Below are 25,873 nucleotides of genomic sequence, written 5' to 3' on the forward strand. Positions count from 1 at the left end.
TGTATTATAAACAATTATCAACAATTTTCAAAATAATTCGATAAATAATTCCAAATTAATTCTCTTTTATGTATAATTCAGTTTAAGGATGATTCTTTGGGAAGTAGTAACTAGACTGCATTGTGAACGATTAGTGAATGCAAAGGAAGTGCTTATAATGATTCATGTGAAAACTTTTCAAAAAAGAGAATTACAGACGGAAGAAGGACGATTCGTCATTGAAGGACCTCTATCACGTCAAAAATTAGAACAATTGACGTTTGATCAAGGTCTGTACGCATTCCGCCCACCGAAAGAACAATTTAAAGCGCTCAAAGAGATAAGTGAATTGAGTGAAGGACGTATTTATGTCATACGACAGCATCAACACATCATCGGCTATGTCACCTATCATCATCCAGATCCACTTGAGAGATGGTCAGATGGCCAGCTTGAATATTTAATCGAATTAGGTGCTGTAGAGTTAAGCGCCGCCTATCGTCATCTTCATTTAGGAAGCCAGTTGATTCAACTCAGCCTTGATAGTGATGAATTTGAAGACTACATCGTCATTACGACTGAATACTATTGGCATTGGGATTTGAAACAGAGTGGTTTAGACGTCTTTGAATATAAAAGGTTGATGCAGCGATTGATGGGTCACGGCGGATTAGAAATCTTTGCGACAGACGATCCTGAAATCACGAGTCATCCAGCAAATTGTTTAATGGCACGCATCGGCGCACGTATTAGTTTAGAACAGCAACAAGCGTTTGATGATTTACGCTTTCAAAATCGCTTTTTCTTTTAATATATTTGTAAGCGATAATGATTTTTCTCGAAAAACAAGGGGTTGTCGATTTTTAAAAAAGGGAGATGGGAATGATGGGAGATATCAAAACAGGGTATGTTTACTCAAATGAGCTTCTTAAATACCGCTTTGGGGACGAACATCCTTTTAACCAAATGCGGCTGAAACTTACTACTGAATTACTGGAAGAGATGGGTTCACTAGACCAGCATCACATCATCACGCCTGAAATTGCGTCTGAAGAAACGTTAGCACTCGTTCATACTTACGACTACATCGAAGCGATTCAACATGCATCTCGAGGCATATTAAGTGATATCGAAGCGCGTAAATATGGCCTGGACGAAGAGACCAGTCCGTTCAAGAACATGCATCAACATAGCGCACGTATTGTGGGAGGTGCATTGAAACTCGCAGATGCGATCATGACGGGCAAAGTTGATAACGGATGTCATCTCGGTGGCGGTTTACATCATAGCTTACCTGGTAAAGCCAATGGTTTCTGTGTTTACAACGACGTGGCAGTCACAGCAGCTTATTTAAGTGAGAAATATGATGCACGCGTACTCTGTATTGATACAGATGCACATCATGGAGACGGCACGCAATGGTCGTTCTATACGAATCCAAATGTGTTAAATTATTCTATTCATGAAACAGGCAAATTTCTGTTTCCAGGGACGGGTCATTATACAGAGCGAGGTAAAGAGCATGGTTATGGGCATTCCGTCAATCTTCCACTTGAACCCTTTACTGAAGACGATTCTTTCCTGGAATGTTTTAAAACGTCTATCAGCGCTGTGATTGAAGCCTTTCGACCTGATATAATCTTGAGTGTTCATGGTGTGGATTTGCATTACTTAGACCCACTGACACATATGAGTTGCACACTTCAAAGCTTGTATCAAATTCCTTATATTATTCAACAGCTTGCTGAACGATACACTGATGGTAAAGTGCTCATGTTTGGTGGCGGTGGCTATAATATATGGGATGTGGTACCACGTGCATGGGCACATGTGTATCTTGCGCTTCAAGGGCAACCGATTCAGAGTGGTCCCCTTCCTGGTGCCTGGATTAATAAATGGCAACCTTATAGCTCAGAACCGCTTCCACCTACTTGGACAGATGAGTGTAAAAACTATCAGAGTGTACCGAGAGCGAAAGAAATCAGCAAGAAGAATTGGGAACGAACACAACAAATTTGCAGCTGGTTTGAGTAAGTGGCTGAGATGATGGGTTCGCACAAAAATGATGAACTGTCGTTGCTAAGGTGTGGTCTAGTTCGCCCCTTTCTCTAGCATGACAACTCCCTTCCTTTTACTACATAAAAAGACATTGTGAAGTCGCTCACTCATAGAGCAGTGATACCTCACAATGTCTTCTTTATACTACTATTTCGTTGTACCGCGATACTCAATGCGATGAGGCAAGATTACGTTTGGATCCTCGATTTCTTCCTCTTTCATATACTTCGTCAATAAACGCATACCTACTGCCCCAATATCATAGAGCGGTTGAATCACGCTAGAAAGTTGAGGACGTACCATTTCAACTAAACGTGTATTATTGAAACTAATCACTTGTAATTCTTCTGGTACCTTCACACCATTATCTTGTGCACTGTGAACGATACCGATTGCTTGTTCATCACTGATAGATAATAAGGCATCGACTTGTGTTAAATCGAGCTGTTGATAAGCGCGTAAACCATCTTTATATGTTTCGTCTCCATTGTAGATCATCTTATCGTCGAGCTGTAAATCGTGTTGAGATAATACATGCTTTAAGCCTGTGAGTACATCTTCTTGCGCTTTCTTAGAATAATCTCCTCCAACAAACGCGAATGATTGTGCACATGACTCAATAAGATGCTGTGTAATTTCTTCTGCTGCACTTTGGAAATCAATGTTAACAGAGGCGATATTGTCATCCTTACCGTTCGTTCCAGAAACGACTACTGGAATAGAAGCTTTGTTAATCAAGTCTTTCATTTCTTCAGAAATCGTACCACCTAAGAAGATGATGCCATCGACTTGTTTACTTAGTAAGTTATTAAAGATTTCTTTTTCTTTCACCGGATCATTATCCGAATTTGAAATGATAGAGTGATATTGATACATTGTGGCAATATCTTCTAAACCACGTGCGAGTTGAGAATAATAAACGTTAGAAATGTCAGGGATAATCACTCCGACAGTTGTCGTACGTTTACTCGCTAAACCTCGTGCAACTGCATTCGGACGATAATTTAATTTCTTGATAACCTCATTTACTTTATCACGTGTTTCGGGTTTCACGTTCTGATTTCCATTTACAACTCTTGAAACTGTGGCCATTGATACATGAGCTTCTCTCGCTACATCATATATCGTTACTGTCATAAGCGACCTCCTCGTAAGCGTTTCAACGTATGCCATATACGCTTTCATAATTGTTTTCATAGTTTATCATAAATACCGTTTGAGTAAAATGATTCCGTCTCGTTTGTCACAATCATGTCAAACCCAGTAAATTAATAATTCCATATTAACGATATGACTTTCTTTTATTTTTACACATTAATTAAATTTTAAACCTATTAATTTTGACTAGTCGTGAAAAATAATCAAGTTATTGCAACGTTTGAAGTATCACTATTATTCTCAAGAATTATGACACACCAAGACAATGCGAGGTTGCCAAAAGCTACATCTGCCTTTGACAACCTCGTCATTACTATTCATTTTACTATTACTCAACGATGTGGGGTAAAAATTACGCTATAGCTCACTATCCATCATCGACTAAAGCTCACCGTTATTGTACTTGTCGATTAAAGGCTTTAACTCATCGTAGAAGTGGTTGAACTCGTTGAGATCCATTTGTTGACCACTGTCACTTAGCGCGACAGATGGATCAGGGTGAACTTCTGCCATTACACCGTCTGCACCTACAGCTAATGCCGCTTTAGCAGTTGGTAGCATAATATCTTTGCGTCCTGTACTATGTGTCACATCAACCATTACAGGTAGATGCGTACCTTGTTTAAGAATAGGCACTGAAGAAATGTCTAGTGTGTTACGCGTTGCATTCTCGTAAGTACGGATACCCCGTTCGCAAAGGATGATGTTCTGGTTACCTTCTGAAGCAATGTATTCTGCTGCTTTAATAAATTCTTCGATTGTTGCTGATAATCCACGTTTAAGTAGTATCGGTTTATTCGTACGTCCTGCTTCTTTCAATAGCTCAAAGTTATGCATATTACGTGCACCAATTTGGAACACATCCACATATTGATCTGCCATCTCAAAGTCTGCAGGATTTACGATTTCACTTACAATATTTAAATTATATTTATCTTTCGTGTTCTTTAAGATCTTGAGTCCTTCTTCACCTAAACCTTGGAAATCGTAAGGCGATGTACGTGGTTTGAAAGCACCGCCACGAATAAATTTCTCACCTTTGCTCGCTAAGTCTTCAGCTACAGCATCTACTTGTTCTTGAGATTCAACAGAACAAGGCCCGAAGACGAATGACTTGTTGCCGTCCCCTATTGCGCCACCATTTTCAAAATGAACGACAGTATCTTCTGGTTTCAGTTTACGTGAAACGTATAAGTGTTTTTCATTGTCTGCTTTCTGTAAATCTGTAGAAGCTTTGAAGATTTCTTTAAATAATTGCTTGATTACGCTATCTGAGAATGGTCCTTCATTCTTATCGATTAACGCATTTAACATTTCCTTTTCACGTTTCGGATCATAAACTGTAATGCCCTGTTTACGTTTGACGTCGCCTATTTTTTTAGCGACCTTCCCTCTTTGAGTTAATAAATCAAGTAACTGTTCATTGATATCAAAAATTTCTTCTCTGAATTGTTGTAATTCGTCAGCCATAATAATCACCTCTATGTTTAATCATGTTATATCTTGCTTTAAAGCGATAAAATATTAAGTATTGTCCATTCTAACAATTAACGTGAAACACTTCAAATAAGTTACATTTTTCTTTTGTTATTCAATAGCTTTAAAGTCATGAGCAAGCATGCTCTTAAAACGTTAGATCCATTACTTTCTCCTACTCTATTCAAAGTAAAAAGGTTCAAGTCAGATTGATACGTTTGACTTGAACCTTGAGCACACAGTGAGTAACTCGAGTTGTAATATGAATATGTCTCTTATGACTCATCATTTCGTAGTTATCACTTTTTATTTATCGTCGAAAGTGCGTTTTTCGATTTTGTTCTTTGTCTTCTTACCTTTTGTATTATTTTGTTTATTGTTGTAAGAAGGTACAGATTGTTGATCTTTCGTTGTATCTACAGTTGAGCTTTCTGTAGCTGAAGCAATGTTATTTTTACTTTGTTTTGATGATTTGTCAGCTTTATCGTGTTGGATGTGACCATCTTCAAATGATGCTTTTGAATGTGTTTGTGGTGCTGATTTTTTAGCATCTTTAGGTTTAGTTACATTTTGTTTTTTAGATGATGATTTAGATTGTGACTTTGTACCTTTAGCGTTTGATTTCTTTTGAGAACCTGTTGTTTTCTTCTTAGCATTTGATTGATTAGAAGACGTGGATGATTTCTTCGTCTTCTTAGTATTTGATGGAGATGATTTTGTCTTAGCTTCAGATTTTTTATTGGTAGAAGCAGATTTTTTAGATGCTTGGGCTTTTTTAGCTTGACCTTGCTTTTGAGCATCTTTTTTCGCTGCTTTTTGAGCTTCAGTATAAGCAACAACTGCTTTTGCATAAGATGGCACTTTCTCGATAGATTCAGCTGTGAGTGCTGGAACGATGTAAGGTTTAGCAACTTTCGTAATCGGTGTTTCAGTCAATAATGCCTCAGTACGTGTTGCTACTTTAGTATCTTGCTTCATACGCGCTTGTTTATCTTTAGCAGCTTTCGCAAGGCTTTGGCCTTGAATTGACGTGCTTTGTTTACCGACTAAGTGTTGCAACTTAAATGACTTACCAGGGCTCGCAATAGGTGCTTCAGCAAACAATTGACGCGTTTGTTCAGCTACCTTAGAATTGGTGTTCATCGCCTGCTTTTTATCTTTAGCTGCACGAGCCAATTCAGTACTACCTTTATTTGAACCTAGTAAGTTGGGTACTTCAAAACCTTTGCGAGATGATGCAATTCCTGGGCTTGCAAGTAATGCTTCAGTACGTTGCGCTACTGTATTATCTTTCTCAAGCTGAGAACGTTTCTGTTGAGACGCTTGAGCGAGACGATGAGCTGAAGAATATTGACCTTTTTCTACTTGATGTAAGGCATCATTCTTCTCTTCTTCTTCTTGTTGAATCGCCGCTTGTTGCGCTTCTCGTTCTTGCGCTGTAGGTTCTTGATTTGAATTGATTTGATTCAATTCAGTTCCTTGCTTGTGTTGCGCATCTGAAGATGAGGAAGTCGTAGATTCTTGTGGATCTGCAGTTGTTGTACTATCCGCTAAATCAGACGTCTCTTCTTGAATCGCTCTTTGTTGAGCGTTTAACTCTTGTTGTGATGGCGTTTCTGTTTCATCAATATTTTCAAGATCTGAATCAGTCGTTTCTCGTTCAGATATAATGTTCTCTTGACCCACTGGTGACGTATCAGCGAGTTGGTGATCTGAACTTTCTTGTTGAATTGCTGCTTGTTGGGCACTGAGTTCATCCGAAGTTGGAGTTTGATCTTGATTGTAAGCATGGCCGATGCGACCTTTGATTGTTTCAACTTGATCTTCAGCTAAAGCTTGTTCTTGACGTGTCATCTCGTGAAGGTGTTGGTTAAATTGCACTTCTTCTTGAGGTACTTGCTTTTTCTTTTTTGCTTTATTATTAGCAAATAAGCCAATAGCTGAACCAATTACTGTGCCGAAGACGAAACCAAAGACGAAATTATTAGGTTGATAGCGACTCGTATGGGGTCTCATATTGAAATCTTGTTCGCCTCTTTCAAAGTCGTCGCGATTATAGTGTTGCATAATTAAAGCCTCCTATAACAAATGCACTTAAACAAAGTGTAATACCTCATTTAAGTGCATTATGATATTAAGTATAATTTATTTTTTCTCTACGTGTGTAGTATAGCTTGCATTGCGGTCATTAGCTACACTGTTTGATTTGTAGTTTGCACTTTCTCTACGTTGTCTTCTGTTTTGCCATTTGTCAGCAATTTCCATTGCGACATTTGACCATTGGACAACTTGTGAAATTTTGTCTTCGTTTTGAGAAATATTATGCGTAATAGAGTTTGTTACACGGTCAACTGAACCGTTAAGAGTTTGAACTGAGTCGCCGATACCTTTCACAGCATCTACTACTGAATTTAAACGTTCAACTTTGCCTTGGATATCTTCAGTTAAACGGTTTACTTTGTGTAATAAATCAGTTGATTCACGCGTAATACCTTGAACTTGACCTTCTACACCATCAAGTGTTTTCGCAACATGGTCTAAGTTTTTCTTAACTGAAACGAGCACGACAACGATTCCAATACATAGAATTAAGAATGCAATCGCTGCGATGATTCCAGCAATGGGTAAAATCCATTCCATTAAAAACGCCTCCTAAAATACATATGTTGTTATTTATTTTAAATACCCAACTTATTTTAACATAAACATCAGTTATGGTATTAAAATTCACTTATTTTACCGGCATGTGCGGTGTAGGCCCGTAAGACCTTCTGAATGTCTCCTGCACCCATGAACAAGATGACCGCTGAAGGATAGTCGTCGAGTTGATCAACGGTATCTTCACTAATCAACTCTGCTCCATCGATACGGTCGATTAAATCTTGAATCGTTAGCTCGCCACTGTTCTCACGTATCGAACCAAAGATGTCGCATAAGAAGACATGGTCAGATTCGCTTAAGCTTTCCGCAAACTCATCGAGGAAGGCTTTCGTACGTGTGAATGTATGTGGTTGAAAGACAGAGATGACTTTCTTGTTCGGATATTTCTTACGTGCTGATTCAATTGTAGCATTAATCTCTCTCGGATGGTGAGCATAATCGTCTACGAGAACTTGATCTCCAAGCTCTGTTTCATTGAAGCGACGTTTCACACCACCAAAAGTTTCTAGCGCTTCCTTAATATTCTCAACATCTAAACCTTCGAAATAGCATACTGCAATCACCGCGAGCGCGTTGAGAATATTGTGGTCGCCATATTGAGGAGATAAGAATGTATCATAATATTGACCTTTAATATAAACGTCAAATTGTGTACCTACATCACTAATTTGAATATTTTGCGCGTAAATATCATTCTCACTATCTAATCCATAGTAATAGATAGGTACATCAGCGGATAATTTACGGAGGTACTCGTCGCCGCCCCACGCAATAATCGCTTTTTTAACATTAGCAGCCATCTCTTGGAAAGCGCTAAAGACATCATCGATATCTTTAAAGTAATCCGGATGATCGAAATCCACATTTGTCATAATCGCGTAGTCAGGATGGTAGCTAAGGAAATGACGACGGTATTCACAAGCTTCGAAAGCAAAGTAATCGCTCGCTGGAATACCTAAACCAGTGCCGTCACCAATGAGGAACGACGTCTTCTTGTCGCCATTCATTACATGTGATAATAACCCTGTCGTTGAAGTCTTGCCATGTGCGCCTGTCACAGCTACTGAAGTATATTGATTAATCACGTGAGCTAAGAAATCATGATAACGAATGATTTCTAAGTTCAAATCACGTGCTCTGACAATTTCTTCGTGTGTATCTGGAAATGCATTCCCTTGAATCACGGTCATACCTTCGTGAATATTCTCCGCACTGAAAGGAAGCACTTTGATTCCTTTATTCTTTAAAGCCACTTCGGTAAATACATACTGATCGATATCTGAGCCTTGAACTTCATGGCTTAAATCGTGCATGATTTGAGCCAAAGAACTCATTCCTGAGCCTTTGATACCAACGAAGTGATAGTGGGTCATAATTAACAACTCCTTAAATCCTTTAATTAAATCTGTTCTAAATCAGCTTCGGTTATATATACATCTCTTGGTTTAGACCCGTTTGCTCCTGAGATATAACCGAGTTGCTCTAGTTGGTCTACGATACGTGCTGCACGATTATATCCAATCTGGAAATGTCTTTGTATAAGTGAAGTTGATATATTACCCTCTTGAACCATAAAGTGACATACATCCATAAAGAGTTCATCTTTAGGTTGATTTTCATTCTTCTTTAACAGTTCTTGCTCTTCAAATAGATAATCTGGTTCACGTTGTTTCTTAATGTAGTCGACAACCTCATCAATTTCCTCATCAGAAACAAAGGTACCTTGAACTCGAATTGGTTTGTTCATACCGCTTCCTAGATATAACATATCGCCGTAACCTAACAATCTTTCAGCGCCACCGCAATCTAAGATGGTACGTGAATCGACACTTGAAGACACCATAAAGGCGATACGTGTCGGAATGTTAGCTTTAATCAATCCTGTGATGACATTCACTGAAGGACGTTGTGTCGCCACTAACATGTGAATACCACAGGCACGTGCTTTTTGAGCGATACGTGCGATCGATTGCTCAACCTCTTGTGGTGACATCATCATCAGATCTGCCAACTCATCGATCACGATTACAATTTTAGGCATACGATCTTCATATGCTGCTTTCTTATTGAAAGCACTGATGTTACGTACGTGATATTTCGCAAATAGTTTATAACGACGTTCCATCTCATCTACAGCCCACTTCAAGCTTTGTGTCGCCGCTTTAACATCGGTAATTACTGGCGAAACAAGATGTGGTAAATCGTTATAAGGCGCGAGTTCAACCATCTTCGGATCGATAAGTAATAGTCGCAATTCTTCAGGATGGTTCTTATAAAGTAAGGACATCAATATACTATTGATACAAACCGACTTACCTGAACCTGTTGCCCCAGCAATGAGTGCGTGTGGCGTCTTCGCAATATCCATCAATAATGGCTCATTGTTGATACGATAACCCATCGCTACTGTTAGTTTAGACTCTGCATTCTTAAAGCTATCTGTTTCGATGATAGAGCGTAAATTCACTTTCGTAGCTGAATTATTAGGTACTTCGATACCGACTAAGCTCGTTCCAGGTATCGGAGCTTCGATACGAATATCTTTCGCAGCAAGTGCCATCTTAATATCGTCTTGTAGTGCTGTAATACGTGAGACTTTCACACCTTTTTCAACGGAAAGTTCAAAACGTGTCACACTTGGACCTTCAGTGACGTGTTGTACTTCAGCAGGCACATTGAAGTAATAGAATGCATCGTTGAGCTCTTCTTTCTTCTCATTAATCCACGCTTCATCAATTTCATGTGCTTCTGGTTCTTCTAGTAAATTAATATTAGGTAAGTTTAAATTCGGCCCTTTGCGAATTTGTTGCTTTGGCTGTTGCGTAGATGAAGTTTCTGATTGTTGTGCAGCCGACCCTGTTTGTTGTGCATCTGTCATATTTAGAGCATTTGAGTGGTCACTTTCAGCAGCATCGTCTTGGCTTCCACTCATTTCTTGAGATGATTGGGTATAAGGCTGTTGCGTTTGTGGTTGATGGTGTTCATTCTGTTGATTCTGCTCATTCTCTTCATGCATATCTTCCTGTGATGACGAGAGCGCTTCAGTATCTCTATATTGGGTATCAGTTTCAACACCTAAATGATTATTCACATCTTGTTCATGTCTATGATGCGCTTCAGAAGATTCATGACTCGTATCCGTGTGTGCGTGAGTAGTGTTCTCATTCTGTTGTTGTGGCTGATTGTGAGTCTCTGTTTCTGCTACAGTGTTAGTTTTTGCTTCTTGTGTGTCACTCTTTTGAGTTTCATTTTCAGATGACATCGTTTTTTCAGAAGACGTTGGTTGCTGAGTAGAGCCTTGAGATGATTGCGCTTTACCTGTTTGAGTTCTTTCTGTTTGAGACGAATTCATTTCAGGTTTCAACTCTGGTTCTTTCACTGTATAGTCTTTCTTCTTACGATCCATTGCACGTTTACGATCCGATGGTGTCATTAAAACGTTAAACGGTTTTGCACCTTTACGGATTTTTGGTTTTTGCTTAGGTGTAGCATGTTGAACTTTCTGTTCTTGTGGCTGAGATTGTTGATCATCATGATTGCGTTCTTCTGAATGAGATGATTTTTCCTGTTTTTCGTCTTCCTGCTCACCAGTTGTTGTAGCAACTTGCTCGTCAGACTGTTCTTGTTTCTGTTGCGTTTGATCCGTAGTAGTTACAGTAGCTTCATCTTGACGTTCTGCATCAACTGTTTGATCAAATACATCGTCTGAGCTATCTGCTGATGATTGATCATCTGTTTCTTCCAGTTGAGGTTGCGCATCATTTTGTAGCTGAGCGTCTTTTTGATGCTGTGCTGTTTTATCATTATCTTCTTTTGCATCTAATCCGTTTTCAGATGACATACTTTCTTCAGAAGATGCAGTTTGATCTGCACTTTTAACCTCTTCAGCTCCTGCAAGATCTTCAGCTTCATCTTTAGACTCATCTTCGTCTAAGTCACGGTACTGTGCATCAGTCACCTCTTGTTGATTGAAGCTATCTTGAGATTCAACGTTCGAATTAGAATCCTCATGATTTTCTTGAGATACATGCGGTGCTTCTTGAACATCCTCAACTTTTTCTTCCACATCATGCATTTCAGACTCATCTTCTGACTGATCAGCCGTTTCCCCTTCATCAGATAGTTGATGCGACTCTGAAGATGAATCATTAGCTGTTTCATCGTTTGCAGAATCTGTAGTAGTGGCATCCACTGTGACGTCGCTATCATCTACCTGTTGCACATTACGCACATCATCCAGGTTCACCTCTTCATAGTTAAAATGAGAAGGTGTATCCTCATCGACCTCATTATACATCTCACCTTGTTGTAACTGCTCTTGTTCGTCTGCGTCCTCATCTAGTGAACTTTCACCTATGTAACGTTTCGCTTGATTGGCATACATTTCATCTATAGCACGTTGTACGCTATCTTCCTCTTCATCGTGTTGTTGTTGACGTTTCTGTTGTAGTGCTTTCTTAAACTGACGCTTCTGTAATACTTTACGTTCACGTTCACGACGAATTTCTTCCACAATTTGAGACGCATAAATGTTCTCAATATTAATCGTATTGTTACGAGAACGTGCACGTGTATTAGGACGCTGTGATGTTCTATTGTTTGATGACGCAGTTGAACGTGATGAAGGCGCTTCGTTGTGTTGTCCACTTCGTTCTGACTGAGATGGTGCCTCATTCTGTGACGTCTTAGTTGATTGCGCATTCGTTTCTGAAGACTCGCTACGTTCATGAAGCTCTCTATCAGAATGATTAAATGCGTCATTATCCTTTGTATTATGAGAGATATTCTGACGTGAATCTTCATGTGCATTATCCTCTTCAACCGGTGGAATCACACCATTATCAAGCTTTCTGCGTTGATGTGTTCCGAAGATGGCTGACGGTACTTCAGACGCTTTGAATTCTCTCGTTGCATAGTTACGAGGTTGAGTATCTTGACTTCGATTAGAATGAGCACGTAATGCTTCCGTCTGAATACTTTTACGCTGATGTGAACTATTAGGTTGAGTTTGACGTCGTGTACGTGTTGAAGCGCTTGCACGCTCGAATGATGGTGTGTCATTGTTATGTTCTTCAACATGAGGTTCCACACGATGTCGATGACGTTTTCTGCTACGTGAAGGCGTTGTATCTTCCTCTTGTTGATGAGGTGTAAAGCTCTTCTCAGTCATATCGTCATGCGAAGTTGTCTCACGTTGCTCCTCTTCTAGCACACGCATTGGAAATCTAAACTTACCTTTAGGTCGTTCGTAAATATCATTATTTTGAGGTAATAACGTATGTTGATTATCATATTTGGCTTTTTGTCTTCTATGGCTACGTTTGTTGAGATAATCTTTATTAGGATTATCTTGTTCTCCAAATAGTTTATCGAACCAGCTCATACTGTTCGTTACCTCCTTCTAGTCTTCGAAAAACGGTTGACCTACTGAATAACTATCGTCAAGCACCATGATTCCTTTTTCTTTCGGTGCATTAGGTAAGTTGAGTTCTTTCATTGAGCATACCATTCCACTACTTGGTACACCTCTAAGTTCAGCATCTTTAATTACCATTCCACTTGGCATGACTGCGCCCACTTTAGCTACTACAACTTTTTGTTCAGCTTCGACGTTAGGCGCACCACAAACGATTTGTAATTGCTCGTCACCGACATCTACTTTGAGAATACTTAATTTATCCGCATTAGGATGTTTTTCTTTACTTTCGACGTATCCCACTACGAATTTCGGTGATAAATCAACAGATAATTGATAGTTTACGCCTGCTTTGTCGAGTTGTTGTTGAAAAGCATTTACAAGATCTTCTGTTAATTTAATGTGACCATTACCTTCAACGCCTGCTTGACTTGCTTCAAATATATTAAAGCCGACAACTTGATCATCTTGATAAAGCGTTACAACGTTTCCTTTCTTGTCATAATTAACAGGGCCTGTCACAGGTTCTAATTGAAGAAATGCAACATCCCCTACACCTTCTGGATTATAGAATAAATTCATTGGACAAACTCCTTATTTCTGATCTTTATTATTATATTTCTGACGTGTCGCCTCTAAGCGTTGAATCACGTTAGGATTTCTCTTCTGTTTATTATTTTTACCTAAAATAAAGATAGGTTCTAAATGACCTTGCTCATAACCAAATGATAGTGACGTAATAGGAACAAGTCCTTTAGTGAAAAATTCCATCGTTAAATGTGCCATCACGTCATAGCCCGTCTTGTTACGGATATCTGCGATGATCAGCACATCTTGGTGAGGAATTGCTACAAGCATTTCACCTTCACATTGTTGTTCGAATTCGTTAAGAAAACGCGTGTTGAGAATACGACTTGCATCATAACCATCATTGGAATTGACAAAATAAAAGATATTCCCTTTCACTTCGTCAGTCTTATAGGGATTATCTAATTTACGGACATTAAATAATGCCATTTCTTTCAGTTGTTGTTTCGTAATTTGAAGTTCTTTCAACATGTCTTCATCGATTAGGCGATAAGATTTACCAAGATCTAACGCGTAGTATGTTAATGTTTCTGCAGTATGTTCTTCGTAAATGAAAGGTGTGCCTTCATTATTTTCCTTTTGAAAGCTGGGTGCTCTCATAACTGGCATCACTTTGATATCATCTAAGTCTTCTAATGCAGTGCCACCCATTTGAGAAATAGCTTCTTCCACATAATAGACAATTTCGTCCACGATATCTTCTTTTTGTTCTTTATATTTCGCAACGATAGATTGTAGCTTTACCGTTACACCTTTATGATTATCAGCACGATAAATGCGTAAAGTTTCTTCTTCACGATCGTAACTGAATTTAACATCTAAATGCTTTAAGCGAGATTTAAGTTTATCTCTCATTTGAAAGACGTTCATACTCAACACTCCTCTAAGCGTTTCTCTCTACAGTTTACAATAAATATACCCTTACGAACAGAAAAAAAGTGGTTTGTAAGGGTATTGATTTTAACATTATAGTGAAATTCCTCTCTGTTTTACGCTTCTGATGCTAATTCAGAAAGAAATTGATCAATTTGTTCGATAGATTTACGTTCTTTGCCGATGTAGCTACCTAACAACTCATCGTTGCTATAGACTAAGAAACTTGGAATGCCCATAATATCATGTTGAGCGCACAAATCAATAAATTGATCGCGGTCTACCGAAACGAAATCAAAATCGTCGTATTTTTCTTCTAATTGAGGTAAATCAGGTTCAATCACTCTGCAATCTGGGCACCAAGTCGCTGTGAACATAAATACGACTTTACCTTGTTTATAATCTGCAAATTGTTGTTCATTCTCTAACTTTTTCATAAGTTAAACCTTCTTTCACTTAATCATATTGTAAATGATGGATTTGGTCATCGTCTAAATGAGTCACGGATTGATAAAGCAAAGTACGTGCAGCTTCATAATCACGTATATCAAAGACCGACTCAGTACTGTGAATGTAGCGTGCACACATACCTATAACTGCAGTTGGTACGCCGGTATTCGCTTTATGAATTTCACCACCGTCTGTACCACCTGGTGAAATGTAATATTGATGTGTAATTTGATGTTCATCAGCAAGTTGTAATAAATAATCTCTAAAGTTCGGTTTCAATATCATCGTACCGTCTTTAACACGAATTAGCGTGCCGGCACCAATTTGACCCGATAGTTTCTGTTTACCTTGCATATCATTCGCTGGTGAGCAATCAACTACAAATGCAACGTCTGGACCGATGAGCTCAGCAGATGGACGCGCACCACGTAATCCTACCTCTTCTTGTACGTTCGCCCCGACATACAAATCGACATCTAATTCGACATCTTGTAGCATTTCTAACAACTCGATCCCAATAAGACAGCCGTAACGATTGTCCCATGCCTTGCTTGTATAACGATGCTCAGACAATTGCGTGAACGGAGTGTATGGAACGATACTATCCCCAATTTCTATACCTCGCTCACGTACTTCCTCAGCAGAACTATTACCAATATCGAGCATTAAATCTTCAATTTTAGGTGGTCGATCACCTTGCGTTTGAAAATGTTTCGGTATATTAGAGACGACACCAACGTAATTGTCGCCTTTACGCGTCTTCACTTGAAGGCGTTGACATTGCCAGATATCTGTCGCTACACCACCGAGATTCGTGAATTGAAGCATACCATTCTCTGTGATATTAGTGAGCATAAAGCCGACTTCATCCATATGTGCTGCTACCATCACACGTTTAGCATTCTTCGTCTTCGAACGTTTAACCCCATAGAAACCACCTAAACGGTTATAAACGAAATCGTCCACGAAAGGTTCCATTTGTTCTATCATGTAGTCTCTTACATCATTTTCAAAGCCTGGAGCGCCATGAAGTTCTGTTAATGATTTCATTCTCTTTAACGTCTTTTGTTTATCTATAGCCATCTGTTATCTACTCCTCTGTTTATCTCTAGCCAAGGTCGTTGATTTCGCAGACCTTCTTTATATCTATTCGCGTACCTGCTTATATTAAAAACTAATCAGTGTGTTCTCGCATAATAGAGCTCTCAATCGTTTTACCATCCTCACGATTGAACTTCACTGCGAAATACATCGGGTCGTGATAGTACAAGAACCATGTTTCTTCATTAATAAACTGTTGAATGTACTGCTGTTTCTCGCTAATAGAATTCATTGGATAATCATCGTAAGCAGTTACCCACAACGGATTGAGATGTGCGTGAGTTGGAAAGATGTCTGCCATATGGACTGCACGTTCACCTTCGCTCTCGAAAGTAATCATACTATGACCGAAACTGTGTCCGCCTGTGTGTATCATCTTAATACCAGGATAAGGTTCCACAGAATCTTGGTAGAGCTGCACTCGCTCTTGATAATCCCCTTGATTCATCGCCCAATAAGTCGCTTGACTGCGTATATTGGGATTCAGAAATTCTTCCCATTCATCTCGTTGAATATAGTGCGTTGCATTTGGAAATACCGCATGGCCCTCACTATCAGTAAGACCGGTTGCGTGGTCGAAATGCATGTGTGTCATAAGCACCATATCAATGTCTTCAGGCTTTAGCTGATGTTGCGCTAATGCTTCTGCAAGGCGACTCTCATTGCTCACACCATAGTTACGCAATTGTTTATCAGTCAACTTCCCTTGCCCAATACCCGTATCTACAACGATATTGACATCTTCAGTTTGAATGAGCAACGGATGCGTAGGTTGTGGAATTTGATTCTTGTTATTAGATTCGATCTTTCTCGACCATAACGGTTTAGGAACGACGCCAAAGATTGCACCGCCGTCCATGTGTGTATAGCCACCATCGAGATAGTGAATTGTAAACTGTCCTAGTTTCATAATATCCCCTCTTCAACTGTCATTTAAATCTATATTAATATAGTCTCTCTTGTCAGTAAAATGTCTGGTTTAACAAAAAAGAGTGAGCACGAACCGTCATCGATTCTACCCACTCTTTGTATAGCACTATATAATTGAACAATTAAGATTGATGAAAGCGCGCTTCCATTCGATAAATCCGTGAGCCTTTATCTGCAAATTTACGCTCGTACTCTGTTTCGATATTATCTTCATCATCTTCATCGTGTAGATTAAGGTTGATTTTAGTAAAATACATACCGAATTGAGACATACTTTCTAGACTATAGGCAAATAATCCTCGATTGTCGGTTTTAAAATGAATCTCGCCGTCTTCTTTAAGTATCTCTTTATATATCGCTAAAAATGTATGATACGTTAAACGACGTTTCGTATGGCGACGTTTAGGCCAAGGATCTGAGAAATTGAGGAAAATACGATCAACTTCATGAGGCTCGAAGTAATCCGTTAACTCAGCTGCATCATTGCAAATGAGTTTCAAGTTCGTTAACTCTTGATCAATGACGTCGCGCAAAATATTAACCATTACATTCTTCTCACGTTCAATCGCAATAAAGTTGATTTCCGGATGCTGTGCAGCAATGGTTGTGATGAATTGACCTCTGCCTGAACCAATTTCAATATACAAAGGTTGCTGCTGATCAAACCATTGTGAGAGTTGCTTCGCATGTTCGCCGTCTATATCTACAATGTCAGTATGGGCTTTCAAATAATCCTCTGCCCACGGTTTATAGCGCATTCTCATCATTCATTCTCCTTAAATAAACGCGTTATGATTCATTATTTCGTTTAAGAATTCTAACCAAGTATTCATATCTTTAAAGCGCTTCTGATCTTCGTACCATTGAATCACTGCAATAGATTGAATAACGGTATACCATTTCATTCGTTTTTGTAAATCAAGCGTTTCCTTTACTCCATAACAAGCAAGCCAATCTGACCATTGTGATTCTGGCACGTAGTTATAAAGTAACATACCAATGTCAATCGCAGGATCTGCAATCATCGCATCTTCCCAATCTACGAGAAATAGTTCATCGTGATCAGAAAGCAACCAGTTATTATGGTTGACATCCCCGTGCACGACCGTGAAGAAACGTGGGTCGAGTTGCGGGATATGCGCTTCTAAATAAGTGAGCGCTTTACGTACGACATGATGCGTCCATACTTCACGCGACAATGACGCATTAATCTTGGAGAGCATGATTTCAGGTGTGATGGGTTCCATTTCCATACGTTTCAACATGTTAAGTAATGTTTTAGAGCTATGTATTTTCTTTAAAAGGTTCGTCACACGTGTCTGTGGCATTTCATTAAAAGTGAGCTCACGACCGTTCTTCCAGTGTTGCGCAGTGACCACTTCACCTGTCTCGATACGTTTCGTCCACACGAGCTTCGGTACAATACCTTCTGCAGATAATGCTGCGATAAACGGATTTGAATTGCGTTTTAAAAATAACTTCTGACCATCTTGCTCAGCCATGTAAGCCTCACCAGACGCGCCACCTGCTGAATCTAATGTCCATCCCAATTGGTAGAACTGCTCCACGTCGTACACCTCACTTTCAATTAGAAAATGGCTCAAGAAAAAGCTGATTTCTAGAGCCAAATCATACAATTTTGTCACACACTTTAAAGCCGAGCTTGAAACTAGGTTATCACTTGCTTTCCTAGCCTACACACCCTTCGCTCGGCAACTTATCTTGAAGTTAAAGTACCCTCAACGATAGAATATGTATTTACCTCTAACCCTTGTCATGGCAGGTTTTATAGAGATTTCTTAACTACTATGTATATCCGTTCTTATTTCGAAAGACTCATATTGAATTTTATAATTTTTGGTTGGCGATTTCAACCTAAAAACCAAAACTAAATGTCACATTTTACTTACTTGTGATATTATTAATCTTAAAATTTGACTCCCTCAAATTATATCACATTATCGGTCTTAAGACTTAGTAAGTATATAGATAATTTTAAAAATGTCACAAAAAAGTAAAGAGATGATAACAAAAACTTTAATCTCTCATTTCATTTCTTATACCCAAATTGTTAGAGCAACTCACTTAATATATCATAATTTCATCACTCTACAATAATCAAAAATCTCACGTAGAATAAAAAAAGTACTTCAAGAAAAAGCACATCAATTTGTGCCCTATCTCGAAGTACTCGCTTAGCTCAATTCACTTATATACAACGTGTATCTATATAATGATTAAAGCGTGTCTGCAATTGTTTAGTAATTGGACCTACTTCTCCATTACCAACCTGTTCACCATCTAATTTAATGACACCCATGATTTCTACAGAGGTATTCGTGATGATCACTTCATCCGCATTTTTAAGGAAATCTACATCAAATGTTTCTTCTTTAAACGGGATACCTTCATCTTCACAAATCCAGCTCACGACTTGACGAGTGATACCATTCAGAATGTAGTTATTGATTGGATGTGTATAAATCACGCCATCTTTCACAGCATACGCGTTACTTGCTGATCCTTCTGTAACGATACCATCTCTATGTTGAATCGCTTCATCTGCATTATATTTTTCTGCGTATTCACGTGCGAGAACATTACCGAGTAAGTTTAAACTTTTAATATCACAACGTAACCAGCGTATATCCTTGGTAGTCACTGCACTAATTCCTTGGTCCATATCTTTGAATGGACGACCATAACTTTTACTAAAGCCCATCAACGTTGGCTCAACTGGCGGAGTTGGGAAACGATGATCACGAGGCGCAGCGCCACGTGTGATTTGAAGATAAACGCCGCCATTTACAACTTTGTTTGCTACTACGAGTTCTTTCACAAGCTCTGTTAAAGAGTCTACTGTATGATCGATGTCTAAACCGATTTCATTCGCGCTACGTAACAAACGTTCGAAATGTTCTTTAGCGGTAAAAATCTTATTGTTGTATACGCGAATATATTCATAGATACCATCCCCAAAAATAAATCCACGGTCATTGTATGGAATGGTTGCTTCTTGTTCGTCTACGAGTTTCTGATTGATTAATACCTTTGTCATAACTATCCCTCCACACAGATTGAATAAAGTGCCTCTAAGTAAATACTTGTTGCGCGGAATAATTGATCCTTCGTAATATATTCATTCTTCTGATGCATGAGATCTTCAGATTCCGGGAACATCGCACCAAATGCGACACCTTTATCTAAGTTACGTGCATACGTACCGCCACCGATAGTATAAGGGTCTGAGTTGTCACCTGTTTGGTTACGGTAAGCTTCAACAAGTTTTTGTACAAATGGGTCATCTTTCTCAACATAATGTGGTTCTTGAACTTTACCCATTTCGATGCTGAAACCAAATTCTTTAATTTCTTCTTCAAAACGTGCCATCGATTTATCAAATTCGAAACCTTGAGGATAGCGTAAGTTGACACCGAATTTGCCACCTTGTTGGTTATCATAACTTACGACACCTACGTTAGTTGTGACATCTCCCATGTTGTCAGTATGGAATTTCATTCCCATCTTCTCACCAAAATGAGATTCAAATAAATATCTTTCACCTATTTGAACAAAGTTCGTAGCTGTCTTGTCTAAGTTGAGCGTCGCTAAGAAATGTAGTAAATACAATCCAGCATTCACGCCGATGGATGGATCCATACCATGAACTGCTTTACCTTCAACATTTAAGTGGAGGATGCCACTATCGACATAATTTGAACCTTCGAGTTGATGTTCAACTAAGAATTGTTCAAAGTTTTGGATGACATCTGTCATATTCTCTTTTACAAACAAACGTGCTGTAGCTTGATCAGGCACCATATTATAACGTTGACCAGATTCGAAAGCATACAATTCATATTCAGGCTCGTCATCGTCATCATCTTTTTGATCTTGCACAATGTCGAATACACTGATTCCCTTTTCACCGTGAATAGCAGGGAATTCAGCATCTGGAGCAAAGCCTAATTCAGGCATTTCTTCAGTCTTGAAGTAACGGTCCGTACATAACCAGTCTGATTCCTCGTCCGTACCGATGATGATATGTATACGTTTCTTCCAGTCCACATTCATCTCATTTAGAATCTTAACTGCGTAGTAAGCAGCAATTGTTGGTCCTTTGTCATCTAAAGAGCCACGTGCGATAATACGATCGTCTGTTACGACTGGGTCGAATGGATCGCTATCCCAACCTTCTCCAGCTGGCACAACATCCACATGACAGAGAATTCCAAATACGTCATCGCCTGCACCTGCTTCTAAGCGTCCGGCAATATGGTCTACGTCATGTGTATTGAAGCCATCTCTGTCAGCTAGTTGATACATGTAGTCTAATGCTTTGCGCGGGCCAGGACCTACTGGATTATCTTCTGAGGCCTTGTCATCGTCTCTGACACTTTCGATTGATAGTAATCCTTTCAAATCTTCAATAATTTGATCTTCATACGCTTGTACTTTTTCTTTCCACATTACTTATCAACTTCCTTTGTTTAAAAACTGGGTTTCTCTTTATTCTACATCAAATTAAACGTGAACTACAGTAGGAAGAACAAATTTCTCAGAATAATTTCTACTGTTTAAATAATTCTGAACTTTAATATTATACGTTCTACCCGTCTATGAACATATCTACCCTAAGAAATAAAGGTCATTCAAAAACGAATACGACTTGCTTTTATATAGATGTTATGCATTCTTGACGACAATCTTTCCTATCAAAAAAGCTTGGCCCACAACGTATGTAAGCCAAGCACAAATCTCATTTATTATTTGTTTTTATCTTGTTTTGGTTGGTTTTGATTATTTTTCAAATCTTCTTCAGAAACCACACGTAAGTTGTTTGAAGGATCTACAGCACCTTCGTCAGCGAAGCGTGCTTCTTCAACGTGGTCTTCCTTCTTCTCTTCACCGTTGATGAAGCGTTCTTTTTGTTCATTTAAGAAACCTTTAGGATCTTCTTTCACCTTTTTAGCATAGGCTTTAGGATCTTTCTTCACTTCTTCAATAGTGTCTCCAGCTTTTTCTTGTAAGTCACTTGCTACAGAGCTTGCTTTCTCTTTATAATTCTGAGCCGCTTCTTTCGCGTTCTCTTTATAAGATTCAGCTACCTCTTTCGCATTCTGTTTGTAGCCTTCTGGATCTTCTTTGTATTTGTTGTACTCTTCCTTTAATCTATCTCTGTTTTCTTTACGAGATAAAAGTACTGCTGTGGCAACACCGCCGAGTCCTAATACAACTTTAAGAAACTTAGACATAATTAACACCTCTTTTTTATAGTTATTGTTTCAGTAACTCTAATTCTTCCTGAGTTAATTGGCGATACGTACCAGGAGCTAAGTCTTCATCAAGTGGAAGCGCTCCAATCTTGATGCGTTTCAATGCCTTTACCTCATTATCAATGGCATGAAACATTCGTTTAACTTGATGATACCGTCCCTCATATAGAGTTACTAACGATTGATTGGGAGTATCAGTAGGTTTCAATATAGCTGGTTTCGTAGCACCATCATTTAACTCTATACCCGATTTAAACATATCTATATCATGATTGGTAATATTTTTTTCTGATAGTACTTCATAAGTTTTGGCCACATGCTTTTTGGGGCTCATCAAATCATGATTGAACTGCCCGTCGTTCGTAATTAATAGCAACCCTTCTGTATCCTTATCTAAGCGGCCTACAGGAAAGATGCCTAGGTGCTGATACTCTGAAACGAGATCAATGACTGTGCGCTGTGCATCATCTTCAGTTGCTGAAATCACACCTTTAGGTTTGTTCAACATGAGATAGATCTTATCAATATAACCTATCGTCTCTCCATCGCAACAAACCTTGTCATCTTCTGGATCCACATGGACTTTCGGTGACTTTTCAACCTGATCATTGATCGTCACGCGACCTTTCTTCAACAGCTGCTTGACTTCTGAACGCGTTCCTACTCCCATCTGAGCTAAGTATTTATCTATTCTCATTTTAAAAATCCTATCTTACTACGTATCTTATTCGGAATATCTCCTAAGAATTCATCCGCAAGATGTGTCTTCATTGAGATGATACCGTAAATCAAGGCACCGACGATAACACCGACGATAAGAATGATGAGCGCGTTCACTTTGCTTACTGGTGATAAGAACAGTTGAAGAATGAAGAATGTCAGTTCTACACCAATCATCATGATAAAGCCGTACATGAATATTTTACCGAATTGAATCCACGTTTCGCGGAAATCGTATTTCGCATAGACCTTTAAGATAATTAAATTACAAATATTTGCGAACAACAACGCAATACCTGTTGAAAGTACCGCACCTGGAGTGTGGAAGAGCATTATTAATGGTACGTTCAATCCAAGTTTAATCACGACTGCTGCTACGATGACGAAAACAGTGAGTTTCTGCTTATCAATACCTTGGAGCATTGAAGCTGTCACACTCAATAAGGCAATTAAGATTGATACTGGCGCATAGAAGAATAATAATAAACTTCCGTCTGGTTGGAATTTATAGAATACTGTGTACAGCGGTAATGCCAGTGCCATAATACCTAAACTTGCAGGGACCGTGATAAACATCAACACCCCTAGAGATGTACGAATTTGACGGTGCATCTCTGTCGTTTCACCTGAAGCAAACGTCTTTGTAATGAATGGAATTAAGCTCACTGCAAACCCTGCAGATAAAGACGTCGGAATCATAACAATCTTGTTTGTCGTGAAGTTTAACATCGTAAAGAAACTATCATGTAAACTTTGCGGTACACCTGCTAAACCTAGAGCAAAGTTATGTGTGAACTGGTCCACCATATTGAACAGTGGGAAGTTCAAACTAACGATAACGAATGGGATACTGTACGAAATAATTTCTTTATACATTTGCCCGTACGAAACATCGATGTCAGTATGATCTTCTTGAACCATCTTCTCAATATTTGACTTTCTTTTACGCCAATAAAACCACAGTGTGAAGATACCGATAATCGCACCCACCGCGGCACCAAATGTAGCTACACCATTGGCTAATAATAGCGAACCATGATAGACATTCAGTACTAAGTATGCACCCACTAAGATGAATAGAATACGTGCAATTTGCTCTGTCACTTCTGACACGGCAGTAGGTCCCATCGATTTATAACCTTGAAAGACCCCTCTCCATGTCGCGAGAAGTGGAATAAAGATGACTACGAAACTGATGATTCGTATAATCCACGTAATATCAGCGAGTGTCCAACCACCTTGAGCACCGTTCTCATGTGCGAGTGTCACGTGCGCAATCGTTGGCGCTAAACCGTAAAGCACTAAAAAGCCGATAATACCAGTGATCGCCATCACTATAAAGCTTGACCGATAGAGCTTTCGGCTCACCTTGTAAGCGCCCAAAGCATTATATTTGGAAACATATTTAGACGCTGCTAGTGGTACACCTGCCGTCGCTACCGCAATAGCGATATTATACGGTGTGTAAGCATAACTGAACGGGGCGAGATTCTTCTCATCCCCCATAATGTGATAGAAAGGAATGTTGTAAATTACACCGAGCACTTTGGTGATCAAGATACTCAATGTAATAAGAAACGTTCCCCTCACTAATTCTTTACTTTCACTCATCCATATCTTCCTATCTTTAATTAAGTTTTTCTATAATTACCATAAATTTTATCATAACGTTATACGACTGATTTTTCAAAACTATATTACTATAAAATGATTATCGCTGCGAGATATTATATCATTATGACACTAAAAGTTTGAGAATTTCTCATACACTCACCCTATAACATACGAGCTAACATTGCTATAATACACTAATGAATAGACGGATTATCCTAAAATGGAGGATTAAACATGTATCAAACAGTAATCATCGGCGGAGGCCCGAGTGGAAGTATGGCAGCCGTCGCAGCAAGTCAACATAGCGATAATGTGCTGCTGATTGAAAAGAAGAAAGGTTTAGGTCGTAAATTAAAAATTTCTGGTGGCGGCCGTTGTAATGTGACCAATCGACTCCCTTACGCGGAAATCATCCAGAACATTCCTGGGAACGGTAAATTTCTCTATAGCCCTTTCTCAATTTTTGACAACGAATCCATCATTGAATTCTTCGAAAGTCGTGGTGTGAAACTGAAAGAAGAAGACCATGGCCGAATGTTCCCAGTATCTAACAAGGCACAAGACGTGGTAGATACCCTTACTCAAACGATTTACGATCAAGGGGTTGAAGTGTTAGAAGAAACACAAGTCAATCAAATTGAACATCACGAAGATTATTTTACTCTAACTTTGAATAATCAGAAGCAAGTTCACTCTCGCACAGTCATCATAAGCACGGGAGGTACGAGTGTTCCGCAAACTGGTTCTACCGGAGATGGTTATCGTTTCGCGGAAAGTATGGGACATACAATTACAGAACTGTTCCCTACAGAAGTGCCTATTAAATCGCCAGAACCGTTTATTAAAGAGAAACGTCTTAAAGGCCTAAGTCTTAAAGATGTGGCGTTGTCTGTCCTGAAGAAGAATGGTAAAGCACGAATCACGCATCAAATGGACATGATCTTTACGCATTTCGGTATCAGTGGTCCAGCCGCGTTAAGATGTAGTCAGTTTGTTTACAAAGAACAACAGAAACAAAAGCGTCAAGATGTACGTATGAGCCTCGATGTCTTTCCTGAACTCAACCAAGATCAGTTGCAATCTCAAATTCGTCAGATGGTACAAGACGCACCTGATAAAGCGGTGAAGAATAGTCTACACGGTCTAGTTGAGGAACGTTATTTACTCTTTATGCTAGAACAAGCAGAGATTCCACATGATTTAACTGGGCACCATTTATCTAACTTGCAACTTCAAGCGTTAGTCGCACAACTCAAACACTTTGAATTTACCGTGAATGGCACCCTTCCTTTAGACAAGGCGTTTGTCACAGGTGGTGGTGTGAAATTGAAAGAACTTTATCCAAAGACGATGATGTCCAAACTCGTTCCAGGCCTCTTCTTTAGTGGTGAAGTGCTCGATATTCACGGCTACACTGGTGGTTATAATATTACAAGCGCACTAGTAACAGGACATGTAGCCGGGCTCAACGCAGGTCAGTTCGTCCCTGCTGCAGAGGAAGATGAGTAAGTGCAAGTGTGTGAGTTTAGGGTTAAAAGCCAGTTCAACTCACGTACGAACACTACGATTCACA

At 39.1% G+C, this 25,873-nt stretch carries 21 protein-coding genes; 3 read left to right on the forward strand and 18 right to left on the reverse strand.

Going from position 1 to position 25,873, the window contains the following annotated elements; all coding sequences use genetic code 11:
• The first annotated feature begins 157 nt into the window (after positions 1-157).
• Complete coding sequence (locus CD039_RS05635) at positions 158-790, forward strand: GNAT family N-acetyltransferase (protein WP_103371484.1); 633 nt, start codon at positions 158-160, stop codon at positions 788-790.
• A 71-nt stretch (positions 791-861) separates the two neighbouring features.
• Positions 862-2,013: an acetoin utilization protein AcuC gene (locus CD039_RS05640; RefSeq protein WP_103371485.1), complete on the forward strand. Its 1,152-nt coding sequence runs from the start codon at positions 862-864 to the stop codon at positions 2,011-2,013.
• 171 nt (positions 2,014-2,184) lie between these two features.
• Here CD039_RS05640 and ccpA read toward each other — a convergent pair whose 3' ends face one another.
• From ccpA to CD039_RS05730, 18 genes are all read right to left on the reverse strand, one after another.
• Complete coding sequence (gene ccpA, locus CD039_RS05645; protein ID WP_103371486.1) at positions 2,185-3,174, reverse strand: catabolite control protein A; 990 nt, start codon at positions 3,172-3,174, stop codon at positions 2,185-2,187.
• A gap of 402 nt (positions 3,175-3,576) precedes the next feature.
• Positions 3,577-4,665: a bifunctional 3-deoxy-7-phosphoheptulonate synthase/chorismate mutase gene (locus CD039_RS05650; RefSeq protein ID WP_103371487.1), complete on the reverse strand. Its 1,089-nt coding sequence runs from the start codon at positions 4,663-4,665 to the stop codon at positions 3,577-3,579.
• A 312-nt stretch (positions 4,666-4,977) separates the two neighbouring features.
• Positions 4,978-6,738, reverse strand: coding sequence for a coiled-coil domain-containing protein (locus CD039_RS05655; RefSeq protein WP_103371488.1), 1,761 nt, complete (start codon positions 6,736-6,738; stop codon positions 4,978-4,980).
• Positions 6,739-6,816: 78 nt separating this feature from the next.
• Positions 6,817-7,311, reverse strand: coding sequence for a DUF948 domain-containing protein (locus CD039_RS05660; protein WP_002471234.1), 495 nt, complete (start codon positions 7,309-7,311; stop codon positions 6,817-6,819).
• Between the two features lie 80 nt (positions 7,312-7,391).
• Positions 7,392-8,705, reverse strand: a complete 1,314-nt coding sequence (gene murC, locus CD039_RS05665; RefSeq protein WP_103371489.1) for a UDP-N-acetylmuramate--L-alanine ligase — start codon at positions 8,703-8,705, stop codon at positions 7,392-7,394.
• Between the two features lie 26 nt (positions 8,706-8,731).
• Positions 8,732-12,715 (reverse strand): DNA translocase FtsK, encoded by a 3,984-nt coding sequence (locus tag CD039_RS05670; protein WP_103371490.1) that lies wholly within the window; start codon positions 12,713-12,715, stop codon positions 8,732-8,734.
• Positions 12,716-12,733: 18 nt separating this feature from the next.
• Complete coding sequence (gene ytpR, locus CD039_RS05675; protein WP_103371491.1) at positions 12,734-13,330, reverse strand: YtpR family tRNA-binding protein; 597 nt, start codon at positions 13,328-13,330, stop codon at positions 12,734-12,736.
• Positions 13,331-13,342: 12 nt separating this feature from the next.
• Positions 13,343-14,206: a DUF1444 domain-containing protein gene (locus CD039_RS05680; protein WP_103371492.1), complete on the reverse strand. Its 864-nt coding sequence runs from the start codon at positions 14,204-14,206 to the stop codon at positions 13,343-13,345.
• A gap of 119 nt (positions 14,207-14,325) precedes the next feature.
• Positions 14,326-14,646: a thioredoxin family protein gene (locus CD039_RS05685; RefSeq protein WP_002471204.1), complete on the reverse strand. Its 321-nt coding sequence runs from the start codon at positions 14,644-14,646 to the stop codon at positions 14,326-14,328.
• 19 nt (positions 14,647-14,665) lie between these two features.
• The gene (locus tag CD039_RS05690; protein ID WP_103371493.1) at positions 14,666-15,742 is read right to left on the reverse strand and encodes a M42 family metallopeptidase; all 1,077 of its coding nucleotides are present in this window, start codon (positions 15,740-15,742) and stop codon (positions 14,666-14,668) included.
• A 91-nt stretch (positions 15,743-15,833) separates the two neighbouring features.
• Complete coding sequence (locus tag CD039_RS05695) at positions 15,834-16,670, reverse strand: YtnP family quorum-quenching lactonase (RefSeq protein WP_103371494.1); 837 nt, start codon at positions 16,668-16,670, stop codon at positions 15,834-15,836.
• 142 nt (positions 16,671-16,812) lie between these two features.
• A complete protein-coding gene (gene trmB, locus CD039_RS05700; RefSeq protein WP_103371495.1) occupies positions 16,813-17,454 on the reverse strand; it encodes a tRNA (guanosine(46)-N7)-methyltransferase TrmB in 642 nt (213 codons plus the stop codon).
• 12 nt (positions 17,455-17,466) lie between these two features.
• Positions 17,467-18,258 (reverse strand): phosphotransferase family protein, encoded by a 792-nt coding sequence (locus CD039_RS05705; RefSeq protein ID WP_049411237.1) that lies wholly within the window; start codon positions 18,256-18,258, stop codon positions 17,467-17,469.
• 641 nt (positions 18,259-18,899) lie between these two features.
• Entirely contained in the window at positions 18,900-19,748 is an 849-nt protein-coding gene (gene dat / locus CD039_RS05710; RefSeq protein WP_103371496.1) for a D-amino-acid transaminase, read from the reverse strand.
• A 2-nt stretch (positions 19,749-19,750) separates the two neighbouring features.
• On the reverse strand, positions 19,751-21,160 hold the full coding sequence (gene pepV / locus CD039_RS05715; protein ID WP_103371497.1) for a dipeptidase PepV: 1,410 nt from the start codon (positions 21,158-21,160) through the stop codon (positions 19,751-19,753).
• Positions 21,161-21,456: 296 nt separating this feature from the next.
• Entirely contained in the window at positions 21,457-21,945 is a 489-nt protein-coding gene (locus CD039_RS05720) for a YtxH domain-containing protein (RefSeq protein WP_103371498.1), read from the reverse strand.
• A gap of 22 nt (positions 21,946-21,967) precedes the next feature.
• Positions 21,968-22,663, reverse strand: coding sequence for a pseudouridine synthase (locus CD039_RS05725; protein ID WP_103371499.1), 696 nt, complete (start codon positions 22,661-22,663; stop codon positions 21,968-21,970).
• The gene (locus CD039_RS05730) at positions 22,660-24,297 is read right to left on the reverse strand and encodes a putative polysaccharide biosynthesis protein (RefSeq protein WP_103371500.1); all 1,638 of its coding nucleotides are present in this window, start codon (positions 24,295-24,297) and stop codon (positions 22,660-22,662) included. Before CD039_RS05730 ends, CD039_RS05725 begins: the two co-directional genes overlap by 4 nt.
• 237 nt (positions 24,298-24,534) lie before the next feature.
• On the opposite strand from CD039_RS05730, the gene CD039_RS05735 reads away from it, so the two are divergent.
• A complete protein-coding gene (locus CD039_RS05735; RefSeq protein ID WP_103371501.1) occupies positions 24,535-25,809 on the forward strand; it encodes a BaiN/RdsA family NAD(P)/FAD-dependent oxidoreductase in 1,275 nt (424 codons plus the stop codon).
• Positions 25,810-25,873 lie beyond the last annotated feature (64 nt).

Origin of the sequence: Staphylococcus argensis (assembly GCF_002902305.1) — a bacterium.
GTDB lineage: Bacteria > Bacillota > Bacilli > Staphylococcales > Staphylococcaceae > Staphylococcus > Staphylococcus argensis.